General features: G+C 59.4%; 24 protein-coding genes and 2 pseudogenes. 10 read left to right on the top strand and 16 right to left on the bottom strand.

Going from position 1 to position 25,971, the window contains the following annotated elements:
* The first annotated feature begins 31 nt into the window (after positions 1-31).
* Positions 32-1,054: an IS110 family RNA-guided transposase gene (locus tag ACVWYQ_RS32250; protein WP_456726862.1), complete on the top strand. Its 1,023-nt coding sequence runs from the start codon at positions 32-34 to the stop codon at positions 1,052-1,054.
* Positions 1,055-1,311: 257 nt separating this feature from the next.
* Here the strand turns inward: ACVWYQ_RS32250 and ACVWYQ_RS32245 are convergent.
* Positions 1,312-2,231, bottom strand: a pseudogene (locus ACVWYQ_RS32245) (IS3 family transposase); the annotation flags it as partial.
* 67 nt (positions 2,232-2,298) lie between these two features.
* A pseudogene (locus ACVWYQ_RS32240) lies at positions 2,299-2,416 on the bottom strand (ArdC-like ssDNA-binding domain-containing protein); the annotation flags it as partial.
* 822 nt (positions 2,417-3,238) lie between these two features.
* Here ACVWYQ_RS32240 and ACVWYQ_RS32235 point away from each other — a divergent pair.
* Entirely contained in the window at positions 3,239-3,502 is a 264-nt protein-coding gene (locus ACVWYQ_RS32235; protein ID WP_456726861.1) for a hypothetical protein, read from the top strand.
* A gap of 715 nt (positions 3,503-4,217) precedes the next feature.
* Positions 4,218-6,731, top strand: coding sequence for an AAA family ATPase (locus ACVWYQ_RS32230; protein ID WP_456726860.1), 2,514 nt, complete (start codon positions 4,218-4,220; stop codon positions 6,729-6,731).
* 10 nt (positions 6,732-6,741) lie between these two features.
* Here ACVWYQ_RS32230 and ACVWYQ_RS32225 read toward each other — a convergent pair whose 3' ends face one another.
* From ACVWYQ_RS32225 to ku, 3 genes are all read right to left on the bottom strand, one after another.
* On the bottom strand, positions 6,742-7,227 hold the full coding sequence (locus ACVWYQ_RS32225) for a metallophosphoesterase family protein (RefSeq protein WP_456726859.1): 486 nt from the start codon (positions 7,225-7,227) through the stop codon (positions 6,742-6,744).
* Entirely contained in the window at positions 7,224-7,727 is a 504-nt protein-coding gene (locus ACVWYQ_RS32220) for an NUDIX domain-containing protein (protein ID WP_456726858.1), read from the bottom strand. The genes ACVWYQ_RS32225 and ACVWYQ_RS32220 overlap by 4 nt, the downstream gene beginning before the upstream one ends.
* 64 nt (positions 7,728-7,791) lie before the next feature.
* A complete protein-coding gene (gene ku / locus ACVWYQ_RS32215; protein ID WP_456726857.1) occupies positions 7,792-8,721 on the bottom strand; it encodes a non-homologous end joining protein Ku in 930 nt (309 codons plus the stop codon).
* 146 nt (positions 8,722-8,867) lie between these two features.
* On the opposite strand from ku, the gene ACVWYQ_RS32210 reads away from it, so the two are divergent.
* The 4 genes from ACVWYQ_RS32210 (at position 8,868) to ACVWYQ_RS32195 (ending at position 11,832) form a co-directional block, all read left to right on the top strand.
* Positions 8,868-9,257 carry a hypothetical protein gene (locus ACVWYQ_RS32210; RefSeq protein WP_456726856.1) on the top strand — a complete coding sequence of 130 codons (390 nt, stop codon included), beginning with the start codon at positions 8,868-8,870 and terminating at the stop codon, positions 9,255-9,257.
* 46 nt (positions 9,258-9,303) lie between these two features.
* Positions 9,304-9,753, top strand: coding sequence for a hypothetical protein (locus tag ACVWYQ_RS32205; RefSeq protein ID WP_456726855.1), 450 nt, complete (start codon positions 9,304-9,306; stop codon positions 9,751-9,753).
* Positions 9,754-9,756: 3 nt separating this feature from the next.
* Positions 9,757-10,482 (top strand): SOS response-associated peptidase, encoded by a 726-nt coding sequence (locus ACVWYQ_RS32200; RefSeq protein ID WP_456726854.1) that lies wholly within the window; start codon positions 9,757-9,759, stop codon positions 10,480-10,482.
* Between the two features lie 90 nt (positions 10,483-10,572).
* Complete coding sequence (locus ACVWYQ_RS32195) at positions 10,573-11,832, top strand: hypothetical protein (RefSeq protein WP_456726853.1); 1,260 nt, start codon at positions 10,573-10,575, stop codon at positions 11,830-11,832.
* Here the strand turns inward: ACVWYQ_RS32195 and ACVWYQ_RS32190 are convergent.
* Positions 11,829-13,973, bottom strand: coding sequence for a metallophosphoesterase (locus tag ACVWYQ_RS32190; protein ID WP_456726852.1), 2,145 nt, complete (start codon positions 13,971-13,973; stop codon positions 11,829-11,831). The two genes, ACVWYQ_RS32195 and ACVWYQ_RS32190, sit on opposite strands and share 4 nt — an antisense overlap.
* A 224-nt stretch (positions 13,974-14,197) precedes the next feature.
* On the opposite strand from ACVWYQ_RS32190, the gene acpS reads away from it, so the two are divergent.
* On the top strand, positions 14,198-14,587 hold the full coding sequence (acpS, locus tag ACVWYQ_RS32185; protein ID WP_456726851.1) for a holo-ACP synthase: 390 nt from the start codon (positions 14,198-14,200) through the stop codon (positions 14,585-14,587).
* Positions 14,588-14,599: 12 nt separating this feature from the next.
* Here the strand turns inward: acpS and ACVWYQ_RS32180 are convergent, their stop codons facing one another.
* The 6 genes from ACVWYQ_RS32180 to ACVWYQ_RS32155 form a co-directional block, all read right to left on the bottom strand.
* Positions 14,600-15,496, bottom strand: a complete 897-nt coding sequence (locus ACVWYQ_RS32180; RefSeq protein WP_456726850.1) for a nucleoside triphosphate pyrophosphohydrolase family protein — start codon at positions 15,494-15,496, stop codon at positions 14,600-14,602.
* A gap of 15 nt (positions 15,497-15,511) precedes the next feature.
* Positions 15,512-16,579 (bottom strand): nucleotide kinase domain-containing protein, encoded by a 1,068-nt coding sequence (locus tag ACVWYQ_RS32175; RefSeq protein WP_456726849.1) that lies wholly within the window; start codon positions 16,577-16,579, stop codon positions 15,512-15,514.
* Positions 16,580-16,665: 86 nt separating this feature from the next.
* Complete coding sequence (locus ACVWYQ_RS32170; RefSeq protein ID WP_456726848.1) at positions 16,666-17,523, bottom strand: thymidylate synthase; 858 nt, start codon at positions 17,521-17,523, stop codon at positions 16,666-16,668.
* Positions 17,516-18,421: an ImmA/IrrE family metallo-endopeptidase gene (locus ACVWYQ_RS32165; RefSeq protein ID WP_456726847.1), complete on the bottom strand. Its 906-nt coding sequence runs from the start codon at positions 18,419-18,421 to the stop codon at positions 17,516-17,518. The genes ACVWYQ_RS32170 and ACVWYQ_RS32165 overlap by 8 nt, the downstream gene beginning before the upstream one ends.
* Positions 18,421-18,786, bottom strand: coding sequence for a helix-turn-helix domain-containing protein (locus ACVWYQ_RS32160; protein WP_456726846.1), 366 nt, complete (start codon positions 18,784-18,786; stop codon positions 18,421-18,423). The genes ACVWYQ_RS32165 and ACVWYQ_RS32160 overlap by 1 nt, the downstream gene beginning before the upstream one ends.
* The gene (locus ACVWYQ_RS32155; protein WP_456726845.1) at positions 18,783-19,091 is read right to left on the bottom strand and encodes a hypothetical protein; all 309 of its coding nucleotides are present in this window, start codon (positions 19,089-19,091) and stop codon (positions 18,783-18,785) included. Before ACVWYQ_RS32155 ends, ACVWYQ_RS32160 begins: the two co-directional genes overlap by 4 nt.
* A 231-nt stretch (positions 19,092-19,322) precedes the next feature.
* Between ACVWYQ_RS32155 and ACVWYQ_RS32150 the strand changes: the two genes are divergently transcribed.
* Positions 19,323-19,709: a hypothetical protein gene (locus ACVWYQ_RS32150; protein WP_456726844.1), complete on the top strand. Its 387-nt coding sequence runs from the start codon at positions 19,323-19,325 to the stop codon at positions 19,707-19,709.
* The gene (locus ACVWYQ_RS32145) at positions 19,706-20,299 is read left to right on the top strand and encodes a DUF6036 family nucleotidyltransferase (RefSeq protein WP_456726843.1); all 594 of its coding nucleotides are present in this window, start codon (positions 19,706-19,708) and stop codon (positions 20,297-20,299) included. Before ACVWYQ_RS32150 ends, ACVWYQ_RS32145 begins: the two co-directional genes overlap by 4 nt.
* Before the next feature lie 301 nt (positions 20,300-20,600).
* Here ACVWYQ_RS32145 and ACVWYQ_RS32140 read toward each other — a convergent pair whose 3' ends face one another.
* The 4 genes from ACVWYQ_RS32140 to ACVWYQ_RS32125 all read right to left on the bottom strand — a co-directional run bounded on the left by ACVWYQ_RS32140 (position 20,601) and on the right by ACVWYQ_RS32125 (position 25,840).
* Complete coding sequence (locus ACVWYQ_RS32140) at positions 20,601-23,048, bottom strand: AAA family ATPase (RefSeq protein WP_456726842.1); 2,448 nt, start codon at positions 23,046-23,048, stop codon at positions 20,601-20,603.
* On the bottom strand, positions 23,045-23,668 hold the full coding sequence (locus tag ACVWYQ_RS32135) for a hypothetical protein (protein ID WP_456726841.1): 624 nt from the start codon (positions 23,666-23,668) through the stop codon (positions 23,045-23,047). Before ACVWYQ_RS32135 ends, ACVWYQ_RS32140 begins: the two co-directional genes overlap by 4 nt.
* The gene (locus tag ACVWYQ_RS32130; RefSeq protein WP_456726840.1) at positions 23,665-25,413 is read right to left on the bottom strand and encodes an SIR2 family protein; all 1,749 of its coding nucleotides are present in this window, start codon (positions 25,411-25,413) and stop codon (positions 23,665-23,667) included. Before ACVWYQ_RS32130 ends, ACVWYQ_RS32135 begins: the two co-directional genes overlap by 4 nt.
* A 64-nt stretch (positions 25,414-25,477) precedes the next feature.
* The gene (locus ACVWYQ_RS32125) at positions 25,478-25,840 is read right to left on the bottom strand and encodes an XRE family transcriptional regulator (RefSeq protein WP_456726839.1); all 363 of its coding nucleotides are present in this window, start codon (positions 25,838-25,840) and stop codon (positions 25,478-25,480) included.
* Positions 25,841-25,971: the final 131 nt, after the last annotated feature.

The following is a 25,971-nucleotide window of genomic DNA, read 5'->3' as shown; positions in this document are numbered from 1 at the left end:
GGACGAACCCGCTAACAGGAGCAATTGACCAATGGAAGCCGCCACAATTGGGTTGGATATTTCGAAGCACGTATTTCACATCCATGCAGTTGATGACCAAGGCCAAGTGGCCGGTCGCCAACGTCTCCGGCGAGCCGAGATCGTGTCGTTCTTCTCCTCGCTCGCACCTTGTCTGGTCGGCATCGAAGCCTGCGCGACTGCTCACCACTGGGCGCGGGAGATTCGGCAGTTTGGACACGATGTCAGATTGATTCCGCCAGCCTATGTTAAACCCTACCTCCGAAGAGGAGCCAAGAATGACGCCGCTGACGCGGCCGCGATCTGCGAAGCGGTCAGTCGTCCCAATATGCGGTTCGTTCCAATCAAGAGCGCCGAGAACCAGGGCTTCTTGATGCTTCATCGTGCAAGAGGCTTGCTGGTCCGCCAACGCACCATGACAGCTTGCGCCATTCGGGCTCACTTTGCTGAGTTCGGAATCATTGTCGGGCAAGGCCGGCAACGGGTGGATGGTCTAGTGGACTTGTTGGATGACGAAGAACTGATGCTACCGGCCCACGCCCGCATCGCACTGGTCGTCCTTGTGAGCCAACTGAAGGAATTGGACCGGCAGGTCGAGGCCATCGAGCGCGAACTGGCTGAGATCCAGCAAGTAAATCCGATGGCGAAGTTGCTGTCCTCGATTCCCGGGATCGGTCCCATTACGGCCACGGCACTCGCCGCGACCGTGCCGGACGCGACCATGTTCCGCTCCGGGCGGGAGTTCGCGGCCTGGCTTGGCCTGACGCCTAAGCAGAATTCCACCGGCGGGAAGGACCGGCTCGGCCGCATAACAAAGCAGGGCGATTCCTATCTCAGGCACTTGCTTGTCATCGGAGCACGCAACGTCGTTCGGTACCCAAAGGCACGCTCCCGGGTTGGAGGCGGCTGGATCGAAGCCTTGCTTGAACGGCGTCGACCGATGGTCGTCGCCATCGCCGTTGCCAACAAGTTGGCCCGGATCGTCTGGGCGATGATGACGACCGGGGAATTCTATCGGCCTAAGCTCGCGACCTGAATGTCGCGTGGGTTGGCCACGTTATGGTGTGAGGGCAAATGACAGCATGATGGACACCGGCGGAGCTGGGGATCGAGCAAGCCCGAAGAGCTTTAAGCGCAACAAGCGCGACCCGTTGATGAGGCCTCGATCCGCGATCTCCATCAGGGCCAGCGGCCATGGCATCGGTCGCACAAACAGGCCGTATACATGAACGCACCCGACCGGTATCCAAAGTACTGCTGAAATCCCTTGCATCCGCGGGGCCGTCTATACATGAAGCTCTCGATGAAGGGGTTCTGCGTTGGCTTGCCGGGCGCAATGTAGTGCCACTCGATCCGGATCTCCTGGCACCAGCGCAGAACCGCCATACCGGTGAACTCGGTGCCGTTGTCTGAGACACACATGGCCGGACGGCCACGCCGGGCGACGATCGCCTCGAGCTCGCGCACGACACGCAAGCCGGGTAAGGAAGTGTCGGCGACCAGCGCCAGGCATTCGCGGGTAAAGTCGTCGACGACCGAAAGAATGCGGAAGCGCCGACCATCGACGAAGGCATCCGACAGAAAGTCGAGGCTCCAGCGCTGGTTCGGCCCGCTGCGGTATCGTCAGCGGCGCCCGTGTGCCAAGTGCCCGTTTACGTCCGCCTCGTCGGCGCACCTGCAGCCGTTCCTCACGATAGAGGCGGCGGAACTTCTTGTGGTTCATGGTCAGACCCTCGCGACGCATCAGCACGAGCAGGCGGCGATAGCCGAACCGTCGGCGGACTGCCGCCAGCTCGCGAAGGCGGGCACGCACGGCGGCATCGGCCGGCCGGCTGCTTCGATAACGGAACGAGGTGCGATCCACCCCGAGCACCGCACACGCCCGTCGCTCGCTCACCTCGAACGCACTCTGCAGGTGAGCGACGGCCTCTCGCCTGGCGGCGGGCGTCACCATTTTTTTGAAGCGACGTCCTTGAGCATGGCATTGTCGAGCATCGCTTCAGCCAAAAGCTTCTTTAGCTTCGCATTCTCGTCCTCCAGCGCCTTCAGCCGCTTGGCGTCGGACACTTCCAGGCCGCCGTACTTCGCCTTCCACTTGTAGAGGTCGCACTGCTGATCCCATGCTTGCGGCAGACGTCAGCCGTCGCAGCCCCTGCCTCCTGCTCTCGCAAAATCCCGATGATTTGTTCTTCAGTGAACCGGCTCTTCTTCATCGTCCATCCCCCAATCCGGGTTATCGACTCTACCCATTTTTGGAGGAAATACCGAGGCTCAGGTCACCCAAGGCTGCACCCACGGTACTCGGCCCGCCTCAAGTTCACCGATGATCTTGTTGGATTTCGTCATAAAGGCTTGCCCGGTCCCCACCGGTACGCGCCCGAGGATAATGTCTGGACATCGCGGGTCTCCGCGACGGGCGCCGCGAGCCTCTCTCGCAGCCTGTGGCCCGTCACGGCAAACCCATCAGCTCTCTTACTCTCAGCCTCTTGCGCGGGGAAAGAACGGCGTGGGACATACGGCAGCTGGGTTCGGCCCTCGCCCATACGCACGCGTGAGAGAATGCGAAATCTGCGAGGCGACCGGCCTAAGGTCCCAGTTCTCCATGGGACTTCGCGTTGACTGCCTGGGCCTCAGGCCCAGGCCAGGCGTGCGCGAATGCGCATCGCCCCACCGAAATGGCACCCGGAGAGCGTGAGCATAGCGACCCGAAGGGGCACGCGGTCCGAGTGCAGCGACGAGACCGGTTAACAGCGGCACCCGGGAACGGGGCAGTGATAGCGATCGCCGAAGGCGAGCCCCTTTCCCGAGTGCCCCCGGCGAGGAGCTCCGCAGTGTTTGCGCGAGGGATCGAAGCCGAATGGCCGAGACGCAAAGCGGCTCGGTTCACGAGAGCCCGGTGCGGCGAAGCCGCACGCGCCCAAACGAAGGGTCAGGAAAGCCAAGACGAGGCAGTCCGCGAGCTCGTCGCGAACGTTGGTCCACGAGATTCGAATCTAGAGCATCAGGAAGCGCTTTACAATTCTTCCACTGCCGCGGCGTCGCCTAGGATCGCATGCGGACTTCGGTCGGCTGTTCACGTTAAGCGCGCAACCAGACGCGGGCAGTTCGCGGTCGCATTGCACCCTAACCTTGCTATTTTCGTCATTGCGAATCCCAGCCTTCTGTTAGCAGGGGGGAACGAATGACGGACATAAGGATTCGTCGTATCAGGAGCTTCTCAATGCTGATGACGCGTGAACGAAGGCCTTCGATACGGACGCTGCGCGGATGGGCGAACCAGGTGCTCCAGGAAGCGGGCGCCATCCGAGAGTGCGAAGAACACGGTTGGATGCAAGATCGCGCGGATCCGCATGCACGGGAGCGGGCCCTTGATATCGCCCGCGGAGATCCGCCAGCAGGCGTCTCCCCAGACGCGGCGGCGGCCGAGGTTCGCGACGTGCTGAATTCGATCGGTGATACCTGCCCGGAATGCCCCGCAGACTAAAAGGGCTGGTGCCGCACCTCAATGCGCTCAGGCGCGCTTCGACCAAGACCTTTGCTTTTAACGAGCGCGCGGCCGGCAACATACTCCATCACTCTCACTAGGGGAGGATCAGGATGCCTTGGATAGACGAAGCGCGCTGCATCTCCAACGCGGCATGCAACAGATAGATATCATCACTACGACGAACTCATACGTGATGCCAAAGCCTTCGTTGATTGCGTTTAGCGAAGCATAAGAACCTGACCTGTTCAGCGTAATCCTGACGACTGTGCAAAATTTCTAGCACATCCATATGCAAGTCCGCAGACGGGCTAGGGAAAACAAAAAGAACAGTCGGCGCCTATTAGAACGGCCACCGCTTCTGCTAATATACTGAAATCATTGAATAATGTTGCAATCGCTACTTTAGGTTAGGTGGCCGGGTTGTGGAGGAAACGGCCGTCGGCCAAGTTTTAGCTTGCGGCCCTTCGCCCTGCGGTTGTTCCCTGACATGGGCTAACGCACGCGAGTCCCCTTTAATGTCTGACAGAACTTCTTCCCCTGGATCACAACCAGACCCCGCACCATCCAACTTTGATCGGCTGCGCACGAACCTGACGAACGGCAGTCTCGCCATAGCGCTGCTGGATAGTTGGCTCACCGCTCCATCTTCTACTGTTCAGGAACGAATGCTTTCTGCCGTGGATCAGCACGTCACCAAAAGCCGAACGACGAAATGAAACATCGCATTCAAAGGATCGACCTTCAGGGCTTCCGCGGATTTGGTGCAAGTCCGCAATCCTTCACCTTGCCAGAAACCGTCACCGCTCTTTGGGGCGGCAACAGCCAGGGCAAGACGAGCCTAGCCGAAGCGATCGAGTTCCTTATGACGGGGCACATCGCAAGGCGGGAGCTCCTCGCCAGCGCCAAGGACGAATTTTCCCAATCCCTGCGAAATGCGCATCTTCCAGCTGCCGTTTCGGTTTTTGTCGAAGCAACGTTCATGTGTCCGGATGGAGTAAGCCACCGCCTCCGTCGAACCTTGACTTCCGACTATGACGGCAGCACCGCTTGCACAAGTACGCTCCAGATGGACGGAGTGCGGTGCACCGAATCCGACGTCGAAGGAACATTAGGGCTTCGTCTTCTTCATCCGCCGCTTCGCGCACCTGTGCTCGCCCAACACACCTTGGCGTACGTCTTTACCGCCTCCCCCACCGATCGCGCGGCATATTTTCGGGCGGTGCTCGACACTCAAGACCTCGAAGACTTCCGGTCTGCGGTTGCGAGCCTATCATCCCGTCTCAAGCCCCCGCAAAATACTGAACTCGAGGCACTCGCCGTTCTCGACACGATTCCAGGCCATGCCGCACACGCAAAAGCGATGCGCAACACCAAGACTGAGCCAGCGCTTGGAGCGGCACTTTCTCGCTCGGTTGAGGCTCTGCTTTTCTCAATTGGGATCGCCCTTAAGCCAACGCCGGCTGAACGCATCCAACAACTGAGTGCGGAGCTGGAGACAAGGCGGTCGCAAGCGTTTCCAATCGACCTCTTCGCTCGGAAAGCCCTTGCGCCGTGGAATGCCCCTGCCGATGATCTTGCCAGCACCGTCGACGTTTTTCGACGCGAGCAGGCTGCTATTTCACAGGAGACGCGCCGTCTCGTGTCGCTGTTCGAAAGCGCTCTTGCAATACCTGCCGTTCACGACTGCATCGAACCGACAGACTGTCCCCTTTGTGGTACCGCCGATGCCGTTACTCCCGAGCGGGTCGTATTTCTAAATGCTCAGCTCCGCACGAACGAATCCTATCAAAGTGCAGAGAAGGCGTTGCTAGCCTCCCTCCGCGCCGCCGACGCAAAGCTCGTTGCGCTTAATGACGCCGCCAAAGCCGCCTTGCCAAAGTTCATGGGTATTTTGGCTGCGGAGCGGCGCAAATGCGACTTCCGCGTAGCCCGCGTCGCGACGTTGTCGGCCGACCAAGAGGGGACCTCGCGTTGGGTCGCCGCGACCCGCGTGTTTTTCCGCGCGTACATGCGGCATCGCCGCTTAATCGAAGCGATCAGGGTCGAGATCAGCTACGCGATGCGCGATCCGTTTTCTTGGAGGCGTGATACTGCTCTCGCGCAAAGCTTGGATCGTCTGCGAGATTACTATGCTGACCTTGAGTCAGCCGCCAGCGGCTACGGCCTGGCCATCGACGGCATAAGCGCAACACTCAAGGCGTCCGTCGATCTGAGCACGAACACTCGCGGATGGGAGGAACTCATTGCGCTTGCCCGCAAGCCTTCAGCAGCCTGGCTTGCACTTGAGCTATTCCGCCATCATGAACAGGTCGTCAAAGCGATCGAACGAGCCGTTCGCGATATCGACACGGCCAGCGGCAAGGTAGCTGACGAGAAATTCGCCGACCTAAGCGCTCAGGTGCTGGCGTGGTGGGAACGGCTCCGTCCTGGCGAGCCGACATTCTTCAGCGCGGTGCAGCGGCGCGGAGTGAAAACGCGGCGCACCGTCGATTTGAAAGTCGCACTCTCTTCCAAAGATGATCGAAGCGATATCAAGCTTCGCGATGCCGTGGCCGTGTTCAGCCAATCGCAGCTCCATTGCTTGGGCCTCGCGCTATTCCTGGCCCGAGCGATCGAAGGAGGAGCGGGCTTCGTCGTACTTGACGATCCGGTCCTCACGAGTGACGACGATTTTCGCCCGAACTTCGCTTCCTCCGTAATCGAAGCTCTCTTGGATTCGAGCGTGCAGGTTATCGTCATCACGCAAGACCATAAGAGCTGGAAAGACATTGGTCATCGCTGGGAACATCGTGGCGCAGCGCAGTTTCAGATTGTCCGCGAAAACGCCGTGGCTGGCACTGAGATTCGGGGGCAGGATGATGCACTCGCTACCATGCTTGCCCAAGCGCGCCCTTTCATCAATTCTCAAGACAGCGATCAGCGCAAAGAAGGAGCAACGCGTCTGCGCCGCGTGATCGAACGCCTCTGCAAGGAGTTGATCGTCAAATCCAGGCGGACGCGGGGTGACAGCATGGCGTCCATAACGGACTATGACAGCAAGAACTATGGCGACTACAGCGCGCAAGCGCTTGCCTTGCTAACCCTCGATCCAGCCCATCGCGGCAAACTCACCGCCGCGTACAGCTATGTCACGCCGGGGCCGCACGACGACACGCCGCCATCCACGGCCCAGCTCAAAGTAGCTGCCGGCGACCTTAATCGGCTGAAGAAAGACTATCTGCAATAATGTGCACGCTCTATTCCCTCCGCGGTGGGACTCGGTCGCCTCCAAGGTCGTGGATCTCCGCTCGCACGCCCGCAGGCGTGACTTCGAGCGTCGCAAGCGTGATCGGCAGCTTGAAGCGCCGGGGTCCCGCGCTGCCGGGATTCAGGTAGAGAACGCCACCGACCGTGTCGATCTTCGGCACGTGGGAATGCCCGGAGACGATGACGTCGATGGCGGTGCCAAGATCGGCCTGCAGCGAATTCAGGTCATGTAGAACGTAGATCGACTTTCCCGCCAGGCGTACGAGTTTCGTGTCGAGGTATTCGCGGGCCCACTCGCCATTGTCCACGTTTCCACGGATAGCCGTGACAGGCGCGATCCGGCGGAGCGCGTCGACGATCTCGGGACGCCCGATGTCGCCGGCATGAATGATGTGATCGACGCCCGTCAGGCCTCGTTCCGCCTCGGGCCTCAACAGGCCGTGCGTGTCCGAAATGATTCCAATCCTGAACGTCATTTCCCGGCGCCCTCAAACGCGGTCGCCAAAAGGCGATCGAGAAACTCAGCTTGAGCGGACAGCATCTTGGTCCGCGCGAGCTCGATATCAAACCATTCCGCGCGGTCGACTTCGGGAAAACTCTGCCGTCGACCGCTTCGGGGCGGCCATTCGATATCGAAGGTATTGCTAGTCAGCGCCACCGGATCAAAATGGCCCTGGCCGGCGAATGCGATGACGCGCTTCCCTCCTCGCTGTCGGACTTCCCCTAGCGCCTGGAGTGGACCAATCGAAGCGCTCGGGCCGAGTTCTTCGGCAAACTCGCGTCGAGCGACGTCTTCCGGAGCATCGGCGGCATCGATTTCGCCCTTCGGAATGGACCAGGCGCCGTCATCCTTCTTGCGCCAGAACGGACCGCCGGGATGAACGAGCAGAACCTCGAGCCCCCGCGCTCCCTTGCGGTAGGCGAGAATGCCCGCGCTTAACACCGATCTCCTGGGAGTCTTTTTCAGGGCAGCCATATCGCTCTCCGCCGCGGACGACGACGTAACGGCCGTCTGGCATCACTGGTTGCTTCAGGAGGCGCTAAGCCGACTTCCGCTGCGGTTTGGCCGCCGGCTTCTTCGTCGCGGCCTCTTTCGCCGGCTTCTTGCCTGCGATCGGCATCAGCATTTCCTTCTGCCCGGCCGCCGCACGCGGCTTTTTACCTGGCTTCTTGGGGGCCTCTGTCGCGGCCGCCGCGTCTCTTCCGATGCTCTTACGCAGCGCGTCCATCAGGTCCACCACGTTCTCGCCTCGAGGGCGCGCTTTCGCGGTGATGGGTTTGCCGGCGCGCTTCTGGTTGATGAGATCGATGAGTGCGGTTTCGTACTGGTCTTCGAACTTTTCCGGCTCGAAATGACCTGCCTTCTGATTGACGATGTGCTTGGCGAGATCAAGCATGTCCTTGGTGACTTTGACGTCCTGGATATCGTCGAAATATTCCTCCGCGGACCGGACTTCGTAGGGATAGCGCAGCAGTGTCCCCATTAGTCCCTTGTCGAGCGGCTCCAACGCGATGATGTGCTCGCGATTGGTCAGCACCACGCGACCGATCGCGACCTTGTTCATTTCTCGGATGGTTTCCCGAATGACGGCAAAAGCGTCGTGACCGACTTTGCCATCGGGACGCAGATAGTAGGGACGGATCAGGTAGCGGGGATCAATCTCGCTGCGGTCGACGAACTCGTCGATCTCGATCGTTCGCGTCGATTCCAGCGCGACGTTCTCGAGCTCCTCCTTCGTCACCTCGATGAATGTGTCGGTGTCGACCTTGTAGCCCTTGACGATGTCCTCGTTGTCAACCTCCTCGCCGGTATCAGCGTCCACCTTGGCGTACTTGATGCGGTGGCCGGTCTTTCGGTTGAGCTGGTTGAACGAGACTTTTTCGGATTCCGACGTGGCCGGATAGAGCGCTACCGGACAGGTGACGAGGGAAAGACGCAGGAAGCCTTTCCAGTTAGCGCGGGGAGCCATTCGCGGGGGAACTCCATTACTGACGCCGGATTCAAGACGAACGGCCCGGCTTGGTTCCGACACCGCGCCCCTTCCAACAGGATGATTTTTTCAAGATGAGGGTCCGAGCGGACTCGACATTTGTTCTTGTTATGTTCTAATTCGGAATGACCGATCGACCCGCAAGCTGGCGTATGCCGACCCAAAAACAGATGGAAAAGCTGGCCGCAGAAGCCGCTCGGAGGCGATATCCCTCCTCGGCGCCCCCGGATGCGCCGCTTCCGGCGGAATATTGGGAAGCGTTCCTGAAAGACCCTCGCGTCGCCACCACCGGAGCCGAGAAGCGACAGCGACGTCTCTCCGAGATTCAACGCCACGTGCTGCGCGTCTCCTGCCGCCGCTGTGAGCGGACCGTGGAAATCCAGACCGCCGATGCAGTCCGATTGTATGGCGGCAACGCGGTCTGGAAGGACGTGGCACTGCTCGATAACATGTGCCAGCAGCGCACCGGCAGGCATGAAGAAGACGGGTGCTGGCCGGCGTTCGAGACGCCGTAAACCGCTCCGGATTGCCGATCCGATCTCTTAGCGCCTGGATGTCCGGATGGCCCCGAAGTATCACCCTACGCCCTTGTCGGGCGGCGACCGCAAGGCTCTGGCCAAAGAGCTCGGCAAGGCACGCGCGATGGCCAACATGCTTGCTGCCCAGTCGGCGGAGATGCGTGCCAAGGGCGAGGCCATGATCCAGCAAGCTGACAGGCTGCTTTGCGAAAGCTGGAATGAGCGGATGTGGAGTGACGGCGAACCGATCGATCCGTCGCCCACGATCGACCAGGCCGTGAACGGAGGCTTCCCTTGGCTCGAGATCAGGTGCACGCGCTGCAAGACGCCGAGCGACGTCGATCTTGCGGCGATGAAGCACCCGCCAACCACCTTCGTGCACGATCTCGCCAGCCGGCTGCGCTGCCGCAAATGCGCCAAGGCGGGCCGGCGTCCATCCGCGACTCTGCTACAGTTGACGTGGCAGCCGCGCCACCCTCGAAACGAGTCCTGACCGATGTGCAATCTTTATTCGATCACGACCAACCAAGCTGCTATTAGTGCGCTGTTTCGCGTAGTGAACCGATACGTCGGCAATCTGGCGCCGATGCCCGGCGTGTTTCCCGACTACAAGGCACCGATCGTGCGCAACGGAGCTGAGGGCCGCGAGCTCGCCACGGCGCGGTGGGGAATGCCTTCGTCATCAAAGGCCTTGATGGACGCCACCAAGAAACGGGCCGAAAAACTGCAGGCCAAGGGCAAGCCGGTCGATTTCATGGAATTGCTCAGAATGGAGCCGGACGGCGGGACGACAAACATCCGCAACGTGAAGAGCAAGCACTGGGCGCGCTGGCTCGGCGTCGAGAACCGTTGCATCGTCCCATTCAATTCCTTCAGCGAGTTCAACAAGACCGAGGGCGGCGACATCTGGTTCGCCCTCGATGAGACCCGTCCCCTCGCCTGCTTCGCCGGCATCTGGGCCAACTGGACATCAGTTCGGAAGGTCAAGGAAGGCGAGACCACCAACGACCTCTATGCGTTCCTCACGACGGAGCCGAACGCCGAGGTCGGCGCAATCCACCCCAAGGCAATGCCGGTCATCCTGACGACGCCGGAGGAAGTGGAGGCCTGGATGACAGCCCCTCCGGACGAGGCCTTGAAGCTACAGCGGCCGCTTGCCGACGGAACGCTCCGGATCGTCGCCCGCGGCGTCAAGGAGGATACGGCCGGGCTAGCCACGTGACTATCGAGGGCGATGAAGATTAGGCAGCTTCCCCGAGCCGCCAACGCAAGATCATCCACATCGACATGGACACCTCTTTGGTTCAAACGCTTGGACCACCTCGATGCGGAACAGCATAAATCCCCATTCCGCTGGAAGATCATCAGCGACTATCACTGGCTTGAAATGGCGATCGGCTTTCAGCATGACGTCTTAACGAAGGAAGGCGTTTTGCGGCCAGAACTGATCGATGAACTGATCGTCACAGCTCTGAGGTTTGCAGCAACGACGGTCGAAGTACACGCGCGGCTATCGCGCGTCGGGCAAAAGAACCTTGAAGGCCGGCTGCGCGATTGCCTCAAGGCAGAGACAGGTTACGCGTCTCTGTTCCTCGAGCTCGATCTCGCCCAAAGGCTGATGGATGCTGAGTTCGACGTTAGTTTTGCCGACATGGAGGGAACGGCCCAGTTCGATCTCTTATTCAGCAAGGATACTTTCGCCGGTGAGGTTGAATGCAAAAGCCAGTCGGCTGATGCTGGTCGACAGATCCACCGGAAAGACTTCTACCGCTTCATGGAAGCGATTCTGCCAGCGCTTGAAGTTCAACGCGCTGTTTGCCGACGCGAAGTCTTGCTCATTACTCTCGACACGCGGCTGTCGCCGAACACTTCGGACCAAGCCGGACTCCTGACGGCAGTCCGGTCGGTTCTAGCGGACGGTGCGGAGACATCATTTGCTGGAGATGGCTTCGTTCTGGAACGCCTGAACTTCGATGCTGTGTTGGCGGATCAATCGATGTCCGGCCCCGAGGCGCTGTACAAGGCTTGCGGTACAGCATTCGGACCGAACACGCACATCTCGGGTGGCCTTACCGCGGAAGGCGGGTGCCTTGTTGTCATGCGCAGCAAGCGCGAGGACGACTCCTCTAAACCATTGCTCGAAGCGATGCGCAAAGCCGCGAGCCAGTTGTCCGGCCAGCGTCCGGGTTTCATTGCGATCCAGGATCACGCGATTGCGGCTGCTGATCTCATGCTTCCCCATGTCCAGCGACGAGCAGCCATCCTGTCGTTGGCCCTATATGGTCGCTATGGCGGGTCGCATGTAACCGCGACTTACGTGACTGCGTTCGGAGCAGTCATTTTGCGTAACGGGGTGTTGGGCACGCCGGCGTTCGCGGTTTTCAATCCTGAGCCTAAGTTTCCAGTAAGTCCAGCCGACGCCTCGTCGCTCCTTGCGCTCATGTCGGACGAGACTTATACGGGCAGCATCGGACCATCGTCTCCTGAGTCCGATCTTGCCGAGTCGCCCGTCGAATTGACTGAACAGGACAACCCACAGCTGGCCAGTCCCAACGCTGACAAGGCGAGCTAGACCGTGCCGAACCGCTGTTGCGTGAGGATACGAAGTTCTGCGACCGCCTCCAATGCGCTTGGTGCCCACAGATCGAAATCCGATTTGGAACGGGGCCGTCGGTCCTCAAAGACTTCGTTGGCGCGTGCAAGACGACGCAGCACGCGGACAACGTTCGCTAGCATCGGCTCCTTCTCTTCGTCCATAGCCTCAAGGTAGGAAGCTAGGAGCTTCAGTCCCTCGATGGCGATCGGCAGGCCGTCGGCATTGAACTCGCTTGCGGTGGCCTCCAGATCGGCTAAAGAGCGCTCCCAGCCGCGCACCGCATCCTGCTGGGCGCCAGCTCTGACAGTTCCAGTTATAAATGCGTTCGCTAGCAAATGTATGCGCTCTGGCGCCTGGTCGAGCCAACGATCGATGATGGGCATCGCAACTTGCGTTGGCGTGCGCGAATGCGTCCGAGCGTCAGCGGCGATCGTGGTGATCCGCCCGGGCGAAAAGCCGATTGCGGTGCAAATTTCCCACTGAAGATGGCGAATTTCGGCAATGTTGATCGGCCACCAACGCGCAAACTCTTGCGCGCGATAGAACGCAATGACATCAACCGCGTGCTGTGCGCCGCCAAGGGCACGTCGTTTGAACTCGACCAGGCAGAACGATGCGAATTCTTCTCCCGCCCCGTCATGTGTGAAATCCCGAAACGGATCGATAAGGACGGCGAGCGCGCGCGTACTGGCCTGCGCCCTCAATAACTTGATGATCCGATCCACCTGATTAATTTTGCCGCCGTAACGTCGTAGTCGACTTCCATGCACAAATGGCATGCGGTGCTCGAGCCCTGATCGATCAAGCTGCCACCATTCCACAAGCTCTCGCAACCAGCGCCGACGTTCGACCTCATCCATCGGCTCAGGCAATGGGTAGTTTAAAGGCAACGGCAAATCGCCGCTTGCACCAGTCGGCAGATCAAGATGCACGATCAACGTTCCGTTTGCTGCATCATGTGCCGCCGCCTCGCAGACACGGTCGTATACCTCATCGAGGTCGCTGCCTTGAATGATCACAGGGGCCCCTGGAACAGCACCTGTCGACCAAATCCTGCGGTTGATTGGAGGTAGATCACGGGCTTCCACGCCGCTACGCGGGACGGAGAGCTGTTCGATGGTGACGGCCGGGCTGTTGGGCATGCCCTTGATGGTGATCAGACGCGCGGCATCAGAATCCCGACCAGGCTCGAATGTCGCGCCTGAGATCACAAGCGCACGGTGGTCGCGGTCGCCGATCTGGTCGTAAATGTGTTCGAACTGGGCCGCATGCTCGTGCTTATGGCCGTGGACGACAACAGCAATTTCCTGGTCGCGTAAAAAGCTTCTGATTTGCTCCAAGTTAGAGGGATCCGCAAAAGTCTTTAGCTCCTCGCGCAAGCTGGGAGCGCGAAGGTGATGATGAAGCACCGCGATCCGAAGTTGGCGCCCGGCAGCGGGCTGTGGCGTACTCTCGATAAGGCCGCGCAGAATCTCTAGTTGCCGACCGGACACGCGAGCCATGTCGTACCGTGCCAGTCCATCCAGCTGCTCGCGCAGCTTCCCTTCACGGTCCGAATCTCCGGCTGCCGCGAGTGTAGGCAGATTGGCCCATGCACTTGCGAGGGGCTCAGGTAGCGTTCGCGCCACATGCGACCAATTGCTGGTGTTGATCGGAAAGACGGCCCAGAGGCGGTTTCCGCTGAGGAGCTGATGGGGCCCGCCGTCACTGGCAGATGAATCGACGCCATCGAGCCACGGCGTCACACATCCTGCCTTACGCCAAACCTGAGTGAACTCCTCGTAGCGCAGAGCCGAACTCGGCGGGCTCGTGCGCGGCACATCGTGGTTGCCGGGGACTGCAACAATGTTCGCAGCTGTTATACCGAGAGATCCGAAGTGGTGGAGCAGCAGGTCGAGTAGGATCTGATGGCCGCCGGGCTGCCCTCGGTCTTGGGCATCCCCTGAGAACAGTACGCCGTCAAGTCGGCGTCCGCCCTGCTTTAGCCGCTCAGAGAGACGGCCGAACATCAGCTCGAGGGCGGATTCCCGTGTCTCGCGCTCGATTCCTGGAATTTCCACCTTGTGGTCATCACGCTCGAATGGGACGCCGGCCTTGGCGAGGTGCATATCGGTCAAGTGAAGGAATGTCGCGGAGGTCGGCATGGCGGTTACATTGAGCTGCGGTCGAGCCGTTGAAACGCTGGGAATGGTGTCGGTCGAGCCAGGACGGGTACCCGGGGATATACAATGGAGACGATATTGAGAGAAAAATCCACCTAGTCGTGTCCTACTCGGGCACATAAACAGGCAGTTGTACACGGGACGGCCAATCCCCGGGGCATCTCAGCATGCAAACAGACATGAACGTGATCGGACACGGAATCGACCTCGTAGAAATTGCCGAACTACGGCGCTGGATTGAAGATCCACGCGATCCGCTGGTGCCGCGATGCTTTGCGCAAACTGAACTGGATGAGATCGGGGCCGGAACCGACCGTACTGATCGTCTGGCCGGTCGATTTGCCGCGAAGGAGGCGGTGTTGAAAGCGCTGGGAACAGGGTATGGGGCGGGAGTGGCGTTCACTGACGTCCGGATTTCTCGAGCGCCAGGTGCTGCGCCCCAGGTCCTGCTCTCAGGCGGAGCGGCGAAGGCAGCCGAGGCGCTTGGGGTCACAGAATGGCGGCTCAGCATCAGCCACGCGGGCGGATTGGCGATGGCCAGCGCTCTTGCACTGGGTCCGCGCACCTAGGATTGGGAACGCTCAGGGTTGAGCCGTCGGCGGACCCAGGAAGGTTATGCGCCGCGTGTCAAGGTCCACGGCAATTCTCCCGCCTCGCGCAGCCAGCACGGCACGCCAGACTTCGAAGCCCTGCAGGATCGCCTGCTCCCACTCGCCTGTGGTGCGCTGTCGAACTTCAAGATGAGATGTCATGTCCTTGACGGTGCGGAGAAGCTGGAAGTCGAGGGTAGCGACTCCCTCCAGCATCCGGTGACGACGAGCATAGTCGAAGACAAGGGCGGCCACGCCTTCCTCAATCACAGCGGCACGTCCGCCGTCTTCCACCTCGTCAAGCAGGGGGCGGCTCTTGCGTTTTCGTTTGAGCAAAGAGCGCGCTATCGGTGACCACCCCAGCACGGCGGCGTAGGCGAAGTGGAAGACGTCGTGGAAGCGGTAGCCATCCGGATCGTAGGCGTTGTCGGTCAGCTCGGCGCCGAACGGCTTTCCGTCGATCAGGACCCGGACCCGTTGGCCTGTCTCGCCTGCTACGTCGATAAGCTCGACTTGGAATCGGCGTGGCAACTGTTCATTCTCAGGAAGGTCCGTGTCGAAATTTGGTGTCTCGGCGCGATCATTGGCCCAGCGCTCCTTCACCTTTGAAAGATTGGCGGTGGCAATATCGGAGAGCGATAGGTCAAATTTGCTCGCGACGTTGGCAATGTACCAGAGCAGATCGCCGAGTTCTTCGGACACCCGTTCCTTGAACAGGCGATGCGCTTCGCCGTCGCGCAGGTGCTTCTTGTATTCGCTGAGCAACTGGCCAGTTTCGCCGGCGAGACCGAGCATTGGCACGATGAGCGAAGCTGGATCGTCTGCCTCACGGCGCGCAGGTACCCGATCCGTGCGTTGGGCCTCTTTCTGGTACTTATTGAAATCCATACTCGTCTCCTCACGTCACCTCGCGGCCGGTCGGATCTGCGCGGCGACGCGAATTTTTTCATTGAGTTTCCATTTTGGGGGATAGAATAGATCGATGGGCGCCGGCATTGGTTCGAACCTCTGCTTAATGCGAGAGCGGCCAGTCTTGCCCATGATCTGCGGGTGTGCCACGCGCGCGTATTTATCGACCTCGCAGAAGAGATTCTGGCAGTCGATCAACTGAAGTCGCCGGCCCCAAAGTGACTGAAAATCGAGGCCGAGTCGTTCGAACTCGCGTTCCTGAAGATCAGCCATCAGGCGAATAAGCTCCGGCTCATTGAGGCCACCTGGGTCGGCGAAACATTTGCGTAAGCCATCGCGGGCGCCGGGACCCGGAACAACGAAGTCCATTTCGCTGAAGTCTGTCAGCTCGCTGTAATTAATGTCGGTGATGAATTGATACGCAAGGAAATCGCCGATCGTCGGATAGGCGCGCAGCTTCTCAAATCCCTCCTGCATGGTGGGAGTTTGAGCCAAGCGTTCAGGCAAGCGGTCGGACATCATGCGCTCGAGCAGCAGCAAGTGATTCTGGTGTTTTGCCGACCGACCAAAGGCACTGCTGCCCGGCGGCATGATATAGGCTGCCGAATAGATGCGGTGGCCGGCGCTCATCGCCTTCGCTAGCTCTTGGTCATAAGCGGCGAAGCGATAATCCTCGAAGGTAATCGGGCCAAGCGCGCGTTCCAGACGTTCCCATGTCTCTATTTTGTTGAAGAGCTTGAACAGCAGGATACGGAAGAACACCTCGCGCGGCGATTTCGGCAGATCGTCGCGGTAGATGACGTGACGAATGAGATATTGGCTCACGCGATCGGAGGCGCGATAGGCATTGGTGAATTTGTAAACTAGAAGGACCGGATCTTGCGTCCAGGGATAAACGGAGCCGTTTGCGCGACGGAAAAACACCGCTTGGCGCTCGGCTGCGAAACGCCAATAGCTTTCATAAACCTCTGTCACCGTTGCTGGCGCAAGGTGACGGAAGACTATTGGCGCGGCTACGCCTCGATGGACATCGGCCGCCTGCCTTGCAACAGGCAGGTCCATTGGAAGAGTTGCGGTTGACGGCTTGCTGCGCGATTTAGGAGGACGGCCACGGGGACGCTTCGTCGCGGGCTTGGGCGGTTTCAAAGTCAAGATGCCACCGACGCAGAAAAGGCCGATTCTGCGGAATGGGATTGAACCGTTATGGTAGGCGGCGCCAGCAAAGCCCGGGCAGCGGTCACGAGGGGAACGAAATCAGCATCTGTCTTCCTAATGCGCTCCAGCTTGGCGACGCCGACCATGACGTTCAGGCGGGCTAATGGCATGCCCATCTCGCGAGCCATGAACGCGCCGAGTTGAGCAAGGCCGAGATAATTGCCGTAGGCCTTATCGAAGATCTGCTGCGTAGCATAGAAAGCGTTGGTGACCAGACCGGCGGGGGTGGGCTCGAAGCTGACCTGTTGCAGGCACGGAAATCCGAGCTGCGCGCTGGCGACATGGTCGCGCTCAGGATCGAACGTCGTTGCTTGCAGCATCGATCGCCGTACGCCGGTCCGGGAATTGTATTGAGACAAGATCCACTCCAGTTGATTCCCATTGCAGGGTCCCCGGCCATACATGACCATGCGCTCAAAATACAGCCCGCGGCCATTGGCTTTGCGGTTCATCGCCTGCCAGCGCGGGAATGTCGCGCGATAGAGGGTGAAAAGGCGGGCCCGGTCGCCGCGTGACATTTCCCAAAGGCGTTGCGGGAAGATCGTGAACGCGACGTCGTCGACCACGAGCCGGCTCTTGCGCTTGAGCAGCCGATCGAGAGCCTGGCGCACTGCTGGGTTTTCGGAGGCAGCGCCATTTTCGTCGAAGCCGCTCAGGCTCAACGTCAACGGGGCGACCTCGGTCCCGGCGCCGTCGAGAATCTGCAGTAGCAGTCTCGCCCAGGCGCGCGACAGATTGGTGTCGTCAATCATCAAAGGCGGCGGCGCTACGAAAATCTTGGCCTTACTCATCCAGGTCCTCCTCCAAGTGGCGATATTGAGCGAGACCGATGTAGCCGTACTTCGGCTCATTTTTCTGGACCGGAGCGATGCGCACGAAGACCGCCCAGTCACCGGCGGTGGCCTGGAAGATCCCCGGCTTCACCGCTCGGAACAGGCGTCCAGCAGCTAGATCGCGATCGAAAGCAAGTCCATCGCCTGCGATCTCAGCGCCAGACGGGAGGAGAAGCAGCGTCTTGACCTCCGCATCCAAAGTGGGCGCGGTACGATGGCGATCTGCAACGATCAACGGTTCAGGCGTAAGCGTGCCAAGAATATTTGTGCGCAAGTCTTTAGGCGTGACTCGCTGCAGAGCGGCCGCGCGGCCGCGCGACAGCATGTTCACCCCTGCCGAGAGGTGAGTGAGAAGTGTCGCGTAGCCGACGCCGAACTCGCAGGCGATAGTGAATATCTGCGATGGCGTCGCCGTTTCCGGCGTCCAGCGCCGAACAGCAAAGGCGCGACGCAAGCCGATGATCGGCATGAGGGCGAACCCTGCAAAGGTATCCGCCAGGAACTCTTTTGGATCGTCCCAGGGTTGCGCTTTCGCATCCTCGCGCAGCTCATCGATCGACGAGCCATGACCGAATACGTGATGGCCGAGCTCATGCGCACAATTGTAAGCGCGCCGGGGCAGTGGCCGTCGCGCTGAGAGGTGGATGCGCGGAGGAAGGCCGCGCTGATACATCCCTTCCATATTGATGTTGTTAAAGCGCACCACTACACCCAGCGTCTCGCACAATCCGTAGATGCAGATCGGCCCGGCCTGATCGAACTTGGCCTTGGCCCGTGTGGCCGCGGCGGCCTGCATGGCCTCAGTCGCCAAGGCACGGCGGTTGAAGCTGAGCTTGGTGGTGCGCGTCACGCTCATCAGCGATCGCCTCCGCTGGGGTTCGGATCGCTGCGCATTGCGGCCAACAGTTTGAGCAGGCGTTCCAGATCATCAGGCTTGAGTTTGGAGAGTTCGCGCGCGGCAAGCTCGAGCCGTGGGTCCTGGGCATCGAGCTTTTCCGGCGCCTCGCCAAGCAGAAAAGCGACGCTGACGTCATAGATCTCGGCAAGCCGAGCGAGTTCGTCAGCTGAAACGCGGCGGTTGCCGGCTTCCATTTCGGTGACGGAAGGACGATGCAGGCCCAGTATTTTTGCGACATGACCTTGTGATAGGCCCGCGAGCTTACGTGCCTGCTTGAGGCGCTCAGCAATTTGGCTGCGCTTGATTGAATCAACCTCGGTCATGCTGCTGCGGCGGCTTTTTGCTCGCTTTGCTTCTTGAGAAGGTCGCAGATAAAGGCCGCCGTCTCGTCGATTGTTCGAGGCAGTTTGGTCGTCTCGTCGACGAAGATATTCACGTCGTTGGGAATCTCAGCCTTGATCTCGGTCGCAAGGATTGTGGTCGCGACCGGCCAGACTTTACTGTCGAATTTGGGGATGTTCTCGACCGGCTTTATTGCCCCGTTAAGGGGCGGGCATTCCAGGCCGCTATCAGTCTGGATCTGACTGAGAACCTTGATCAGTGTTTCTTTAACCATAACGGGGTCCATGCTCGCCTCCTTTTGGCTCTCCGACATAAGGTAAGATAATCTTACACAGCGTCTTCTTCAAGGGGGTTCGGCACGAAAAGTGAAGTCTTAAGGGGGTGAAGGCTGGCCCTTGAGGGGTGTTGTAACGTAGAGTGGAACTGACAAAGGAACGCAAAGGGAACAAGGATCGGGGCCGCTAGTTTGATTTTTACTAGCTGATGCTTATGCTCCCCCCTTGAGGCAACAGAAACCATGACCATTCGGGTCAACCAGGAGCACGTAAACGACACCGCGAAGCTGATGATTCATCGGCTTATTGCGCGGGCGATCGGCCGCGACCCTTCCTTGATCGACAGTGCGAAGATTTCGCTCGATCGTAGCGCTTCGGAGCGCTACGCGGGCTATTCATTCGTCAGCGAATGGGATGATTTGCTTCGCCTTCCGCCGTCGAAGGTACGTCGCCGGTTGACGAGCCGCGACGAGGGAATGACTCGTTTGCGTCTGTCGTCGCCGTTCGTGATTGCCGATGGGATCGACTTTAGCGACGTTGCGCTAAGGCGTCGTATCTGGCAGGCGGCGAAGCGTCTTGCCGTGAAATCGGCTGCGCATGAATCCACGGGTGCGCGGATCGCCGCGTGACGCAGCAATCGTTCGTTCGAACCTTTGAAGACCTTGTCGAGACGGTCAGGGCGATAGCCCGGCTGTTTGAAACCGACAAGGTCTTCATTATTGGCAGTCAAAGCATTCTTCTCTCCTGGCCGGACGCTCCGGTCATCCTGAGAACATCTGGCGAAATCGACGCGTATCCTGAGAACGCCAGGTTATGGGAGATCACTCAAAAGGAACTAGATCCGGATTTCCCTCCGGAAGCTTCCGAAGAGATTAACGCGTTCTTTGGCGAAGGCTCTGATTTTCATCGGAATCACGGCTTCTATATCGATGGGGTGGACGAAAATACGGCCCGTCTTCCGTCTGACTGGAACACGAGGGCGATCTATAAGGAGGTAGAGGTCGACGACCGAACGGTTTTGGCGGTTGCGCCCTGCCCTGAGGACGTGATCGTGTCCAAACTCGCGCGGTTGTCGGATAAGGACACCGAGTTCGTCGAAGCCTACCACGCCGCTCGGCCCCTCAATTCCGAACTGATTATTGAGAGAATCAAGGCAACCGGTCTAGAGCCCGAATTGCAACAGCGGGCAGTTGGCTTCATCACCCATCTTACAAAGTAGCCGCATGCAATGCTACCGGCCTCGAACGGATAGTCGTTCTACGCAAAGTGGACCGTTCGGGTGATGCTTCGATCGAGACGAGGACGACGGACGAAGGCCGTCGGAAAGATCGTATGCCCTGAGAAATCTCGACTGGATTTCTAGCTTAGCAAATGCGGATGGCAAGGACGCCGTGTTTGCCCAGCTGGGCAAAAATTACGACGAAGCACGCGCAAAAACGGCGGATACGGCCAACGCCGTAATTCGGCGTGCAGCGCCGAAGGGCTGATATCGTTAGAGTGCTGGCTCAGGCATCCACAACCTACGCAACGAATCGAAGCGCCGTTTCTTGCCTGAAGCTCCGCCGATCAGGAAAACAAAGTGTATCGGCGGCGCCGCGCGACAGCTCTAGCGTCCTCAGGCTATCGCCTTCAAACGCGGGACTGAGTTCCAGCTTAAGATACTCAAAGAGCTGGCGGTCGTGAACAGCGATAATAATCTGTCTCCCGTGCTGCTTGGACAGCGTCCGCAGTAGCGCGGCGAAGTGAGCGATGTGAACATCGTCCATCGACTGCACTGGATCGTCGAGAATGAGCCACGGCAGCTGTGCCGTCACGGTTAGATGTAGGGCGATGAAAAGCGTGAGCGCTGCGGTATTGAGATTTCCTGCGCTGAGCATCGCACCAGGTGTGCCACCTGCCTGCCCGGAGCGATGGGTTGTGATCAGCTTCGGCTGTAATCTGTGAGTAGAGTCTGTCGGGATACGGAAGGCTGGAACATAGGGCTCATTTGGAGCCAAGCGTATAAATAGATCCCGCCATAGCCGATTTAGCCGATCGTTGAATTCCTTGCCGATAATTTTGGACCTTACGGCCTCGACCTTATTCTTGATCGTTTGAGCGTCGGAACGTATCTCCGCTGCCCGCTTCAGAGCCTCGTCGGCACGAGCGTGCTTGGTCTGGTCTTCGAGGATCCGATCGTCAGCGTCCTTTCGCCGCGCCAATTCGACCTTGGCTCGCGTCACGGAATCTCGCGCGCGGCTTCTCTCTGTCGCGCGGGAGGTCTGTACCCGGATGCGCTCTTCGATCACAGCTCTGAATTGTGTCACGACCTGTTCTGGTATATCCAGCGGACCGGGCGCCTTCTGATTCAATGAGCTTGCAAATTCCGCGAGCGTTGCCATCGTCGCGGTCCGAGCTAAATTACTAGACTGATAGTCGCTTAGGGCGCGCCGCGCCGCGGTCTCGGAGGCCGCATGTGCTGCTCCCTCAGTCATGGCAGGAGCAAGCCGCTCCAGTTCGGCGATCAGTTCGTCGAGAGTGCCAGCTAGTCGATCGAGATCAATGATCTCCTTCTGCGGGACAGACCGGGACTGGATCTCTGCGCTTTCTCGCTCCAGACGCTCGATCTGCTCTTGTTGGGATGATCGATTGCGACTGAGACCGAGCAGGCGTTCCGCTGATCCCGTTAGAGCGCGAACCTTGTGATTTACATGATCGGATAATGGTCCCTTACGCTCTTCCCCGAAATCACGATCGCAAACGGGGCATGTTTCATTAGAAATGAACGATGTAAGTTCGGCGAGGACGGCTCCCAACGCTCCGGAATTCTCGGCGATTCGTCCGATCTCGTCGTCGATCGTCTGAAGATTTTTCGTGGCGACCACGAGTTCGCTGTTGATTTCTGCTTGCCGCTTCGTGTCTTGCGCGGCACGAGCAGAACGATCTTCAGCTTGCTTTCGCTTCTCACGGAGGGATGCAAGAGCCAAGCTCTGGTACGCTTGCGGGTCGGAGTGAGATGCATTGAGTTCTGGGAACGTCCGAGCGATGCGCGTGCGCAGGGCTTGCACTGGCCGATCAAATTGCTGTTGCCACAGGCGGAGACGCTCACTCGCTTGTCGATGGGCCTCTGCAAGCACACTTTCATCTTGCTGGCTGTCTGCATCGGCGTTGCGACTTGCCTCCCGAGCAATCGCCTCCAGTCGGAGCCGCTGGTCGTGGAGATCAGAAAGCGCCGCTTCCTCCGGAATTTCCCGTAGCTCATCCAAAACAGCGTCAAGATTTGAACAATCGACCGGGTCGGTTAGGTCGAGAACCGACCGCGCATTATTGAGTTCCGACAATGCGGCGTCGAGCGCCTTCTCAGCCACGTCGCGTGTGCGGCGGTGTTCCGCGAGGCTGCGTTCAAGTTGGGATTTCTCGTACTCGACTTGGCCGTATCGCTCAGTTGTCTTCCGGAGATTGCGGATATCTCCGACGGGCGACAGGCCTGTTTCGATTGCGTCCAGGCGATCCAAGCCGAGCAGTTCGTTGACAAAGCGAGAAAGGGGGGAATCTGGCGCAGCGTCCGAATCCTGGTAGATCTGCAATAACTGCCCTAGTAGGGCTTGCGGAAGGTAGCATCGCTCGCTGAAGAACGACGCGGCACCGCTGGCCAGGATCGTCCGCGTTTGCACGCCAGCTTGGTTGATCTCGGCTGAGAAGCTGTTCTCGCCGGCCAAGCCTTCTGTTTGCAAGCTGATAGAACCGCGGTTGCCAAGGCTCGGCATCGGCGCACGGTGCAGAAGTTGGGACATATACTGCGGATCGGCACGCTGCAAGGAAATGACCCGCCCAGTAAGCACGAGTTCGATGGCCGAAAGCAGGCTTGTTTTCCCAGCGCCATTCTCCCCATGCACGAGCACCACCTTCGCATCTAAGGGCGCCTGGATGGTCCCCCTGATGCTGCGGAAATTTGTAATCTCCAGCTGGCGGAGCAGAATATCCGTCATGGGCTCTCGTCCTCTGAAAGGACCTCCTCTAAACGCGTTCCCAGCGCCTTCGTCACGGCCTCATCGCCGTTCATTGAAGCTTCGGTAATCGCCCGGACCAACTCACTGTCTACAGCCTTAGGCAGCACAGACAGAAGCTCCGCAATGGGATCACCCTGGAGAGCTTCGCCGGCATCATCGCCTCGCAGGTCCAATGGGAGTAACACGCGAATGTGGTCATCTAGAGTTTCCGCCGCCGCATCTCCTACAGGCTGTCCGGCGCCGTCGAGCGCAGCATGTTCGATGGTCAGCACCCGGCAGGTCGCTGAGAGGGCCTCGATATCGTCTTGAAGCGAAGCACCGGCAAGAATGACGGTCAAGACGTAGCGAGACCCGGTGATGTCGAGTGCTCGGCTGAGAGCCTCGACCCGCTGCCTGACTTTGGTTGCATCGCGATCGCCGTGGTCGCCTGTGGCGGTGTCGACAACCAAGATGAGATCTAGCCCGCGGCCCGCGGTGCCGAGCAACGCCGCGGTGAACTCGAAATCGACGGATGCCACTCTGAATGGCGTTTCAAGAGACTGATATCCTGCAGCCTCCAATCTCTTCACGAGGCCGCGGACGAGCAAGCTGCCGGTCATAGGATCACCTCAGAGGAAAAGCGCTTGCGTAATGCGGCGATGTCGGGCTCCGCTTCGGCAATCTGGGTGATGCTAACATGAAGAGTGGTGGGACCGCCTGTGCGGCCGGGAGAGCGCTTCGGCCTGCGCGGCGACGGAGTGCCTCGCTGTTGAAGCTGATGCCATGCATCGTCCGCATGAATAACAATGGTGTTGTCGTTGGCAAACGCTCCACTTTTCTGCAAGTCGAGCGCGACTTTTGCGGACCGGACAAAGAAGATGGCTCGTGGCTGCGCACTCTCCCAGGTCGGGGTTGATGTAAGTGCGCCGGCAGACAAATCGGCGCCCGTCGGCCCACTCAGCTGCCAGAGGCCTTCGGCCTGTCCGTCTGACAACAGAGCTAGGGCGATGGCAAGCTCCCCGAACGAGGCGGCTCGGGCATTCGCGTCCTGGGCCAATTGGCCAAGGGAGCTGCCGCTGATAAGCTGATAGGCGTTTGGCGCAGCCGGCAGTTCGCCGGTCCGAAACAGGCTGATCATGCGCGACCACATGGCAATCGCAGAATTGGCGAATGCGGTGCGATCGCCGACTGCTTGCGCTGCGATCGCATCCCGCAATTGCTTGAGAGAATGAGCGAGTTGATCTGCGCTCGCCGCGCTTGATTTGCTCTCGACGCTGAGGCGCATTAGCACGGTAAGCTTGTCTGTAATCACCTTTAAGACAAAGGCGAGCAAGACTTGCTCACCCCATGCCTGGAGGTGGGCGCTCGCCTCGATGTCGGGGATATTGTCATTATACGCGTCCGCATACACGGTCTTTAGGATCTGGCGCTGCCCCTCGCCGATTTCGTTCTCGCAGAAAACATGAGCTTGCGCATGCGGCGTGCTGGGCCAAGGCCATGGATTTGCTTGGCGGGCCCTGACAAAGACAGATTGAAGGTTCACGTCCTGAAGCGAAAGCCCGACCATGAGGGCCTTGAGATTTGTCGCGGCTGAGACTACCTCGGCCCGCATCGCGGCGGTTGCCTGAGCCTCCGGCCAGTTCAGGATCTGCGTTTTGCTTGCGATCAAGGAGTTACGATAGGTTGCAGGATCGTCGGTCGCGTGGATGATGCAGCCGTGAAACTTGAGCAGGCGGGCTTTTCCCGGCGCATCTCGTAGATGGGCCGGATCGACAACGACCTGTAAATTGCCGTGGATGGTCCCAGCGAGCTGCTCGACGGCTGCTTCGATAAACCCATCCCAGTTTGCCGACGCGATTTCTTGGAGCGCGCCTTCAAGAATGAGGACAGCGATGCTCAGTTGCTCACTGGCGGGTGGAGCGGGGTGACTGAACGCGTCGCGCACATCGACTGCGTCCCATAACATGAAATCGCTTGGTTCTCCCTGGAGACGCACGTCTAAGAGTTCGGAGTACCTGTTCCACAGGGCATCACGGATTTGCGTGTAGTTGGGCCACAAAGAGAAGGAGACACCGAGGTGAGGTTCGACGTCGGCGATTTCTACACCGCCATATCTGAGAGCAGTAGCAAGGGCAGGGCGAAATCGGGCCGACGTCGCGGGATCGGCGGTTCGTTGTCGGAGGAACTCGACGGCGCGCGTTACGAGATTACCGAGACTCGGCGCCTTCCGGGAGATACCGGAGCCGACCCACAGGGCAAACTCTCCATTCTCAAAGGCAGTTGCCATCGCACCAAAGTCATTGTCGAGCTTGTGAAGCGTATGCAAAACGGAAATCGTAGTGGCGTCTATCGGTGCCACGGTCATTGCTTCTTTTCCCCACGCGAAGGCTACGGCCTTCCCCCGTTACTACTCATTCTCTTGGTCATCGTCACCGAGTGGCGTCGCGTCGCCGCGGCCCATTCTTTTGCTCATCGTTCGCCAAACCGACGTCACCCAGACGCTGAACCGTGACCGCCGGTCGAGCGGGCAGCTTCACAGTCAACTCAAGCTGCCCGCCTATCGCTTCGACGTATGAGCGCAAGGTCGAGAGATACATATCCGACTGCTTCTCGATCTTCGAGACAGATGGCTGCTTGATGTTGAGAGCTGATGCGACGTCCGCCTGCCCTTTACCAGCGATTTGACGCAATTCGCGCAGACCTTCGACCTCCTGTTTCTGTTGATCTAAAGGTTGCCCGAACTGACCCCGGCGATGCGCCGAGGCGACGACGCCATGCAACTTTTCTCTCATCTCATCACTCGGCTTGAGGCTTCGGGGCGGCAAAGCCCGTCAGGCAGCGGCGCGCCAACCACTACTCGTGGCGCGAATATAGCTTCTAGGCTATGTAACGTCAACGAGAGTGCGCCAGGCCTCACACGCAA

This window comes from Bradyrhizobium sp. USDA 3397, assembly GCF_054060965.1.
This window is presented reverse-complemented; position numbering and strand designations above follow the sequence as displayed.

Excerpts from the sequence above, each read along its gene's own strand:
- ACVWYQ_RS32125 (WP_456726839.1), bottom strand. The coding sequence starts at position 25,840 with ATGAGAGAAAAGTTGCATGGCGTCGTCGCCTCGGCGCATCGCCGGGGT.
- ACVWYQ_RS32250 (WP_456726862.1), top strand. The coding sequence starts at position 32 with ATGGAAGCCGCCACAATTGGGTTGGATATTTCGAAGCACGTATTTCAC.
- ACVWYQ_RS32135 (WP_456726841.1), bottom strand. The coding sequence starts at position 23,668 with ATGACCGGCAGCTTGCTCGTCCGCGGCCTCGTGAAGAGATTGGAGGCT.
- ACVWYQ_RS32220 (WP_456726858.1), bottom strand. The coding sequence starts at position 7,727 with ATGGCTGCCCTGAAAAAGACTCCCAGGAGATCGGTGTTAAGCGCGGGC.
- ACVWYQ_RS32200 (WP_456726854.1), top strand. The coding sequence starts at position 9,757 with ATGTGCAATCTTTATTCGATCACGACCAACCAAGCTGCTATTAGTGCG.
- ACVWYQ_RS32170 (WP_456726848.1), bottom strand. The coding sequence starts at position 17,523 with ATGAGTAAGGCCAAGATTTTCGTAGCGCCGCCGCCTTTGATGATTGAC.
- ACVWYQ_RS32235 (WP_456726861.1), top strand. The coding sequence starts at position 3,239 with ATGCTGATGACGCGTGAACGAAGGCCTTCGATACGGACGCTGCGCGGA.
- ACVWYQ_RS32130 (WP_456726840.1), bottom strand. The coding sequence starts at position 25,413 with ATGACCGTGGCACCGATAGACGCCACTACGATTTCCGTTTTGCATACG.
- ACVWYQ_RS32165 (WP_456726847.1), bottom strand. The coding sequence starts at position 18,421 with ATGAGCGTGACGCGCACCACCAAGCTCAGCTTCAACCGCCGTGCCTTG.
- ACVWYQ_RS32155 (WP_456726845.1), bottom strand. The coding sequence starts at position 19,091 with ATGGACCCCGTTATGGTTAAAGAAACACTGATCAAGGTTCTCAGTCAG.
- ACVWYQ_RS32175 (WP_456726849.1), bottom strand. The coding sequence starts at position 16,579 with ATGGACCTGCCTGTTGCAAGGCAGGCGGCCGATGTCCATCGAGGCGTA.
- ACVWYQ_RS32225 (WP_456726859.1), bottom strand. The coding sequence starts at position 7,227 with ATGACGTTCAGGATTGGAATCATTTCGGACACGCACGGCCTGTTGAGG.
- ACVWYQ_RS32140 (WP_456726842.1), bottom strand. The coding sequence starts at position 23,048 with ATGACGGATATTCTGCTCCGCCAGCTGGAGATTACAAATTTCCGCAGC.
- ACVWYQ_RS32230 (WP_456726860.1), top strand. The coding sequence starts at position 4,218 with ATGAAACATCGCATTCAAAGGATCGACCTTCAGGGCTTCCGCGGATTT.
- ACVWYQ_RS32210 (WP_456726856.1), top strand. The coding sequence starts at position 8,868 with ATGACCGATCGACCCGCAAGCTGGCGTATGCCGACCCAAAAACAGATG.
- ACVWYQ_RS32205 (WP_456726855.1), top strand. The coding sequence starts at position 9,304 with ATGGCCCCGAAGTATCACCCTACGCCCTTGTCGGGCGGCGACCGCAAG.
- ACVWYQ_RS32180 (WP_456726850.1), bottom strand. The coding sequence starts at position 15,496 with ATGGATTTCAATAAGTACCAGAAAGAGGCCCAACGCACGGATCGGGTA.
- ku (WP_456726857.1), bottom strand. The coding sequence starts at position 8,721 with ATGGCTCCCCGCGCTAACTGGAAAGGCTTCCTGCGTCTTTCCCTCGTC.
- ACVWYQ_RS32150 (WP_456726844.1), top strand. The coding sequence starts at position 19,323 with ATGACCATTCGGGTCAACCAGGAGCACGTAAACGACACCGCGAAGCTG.
- acpS (WP_456726851.1), top strand. The coding sequence starts at position 14,198 with ATGAACGTGATCGGACACGGAATCGACCTCGTAGAAATTGCCGAACTA.
- ACVWYQ_RS32160 (WP_456726846.1), bottom strand. The coding sequence starts at position 18,786 with ATGACCGAGGTTGATTCAATCAAGCGCAGCCAAATTGCTGAGCGCCTC.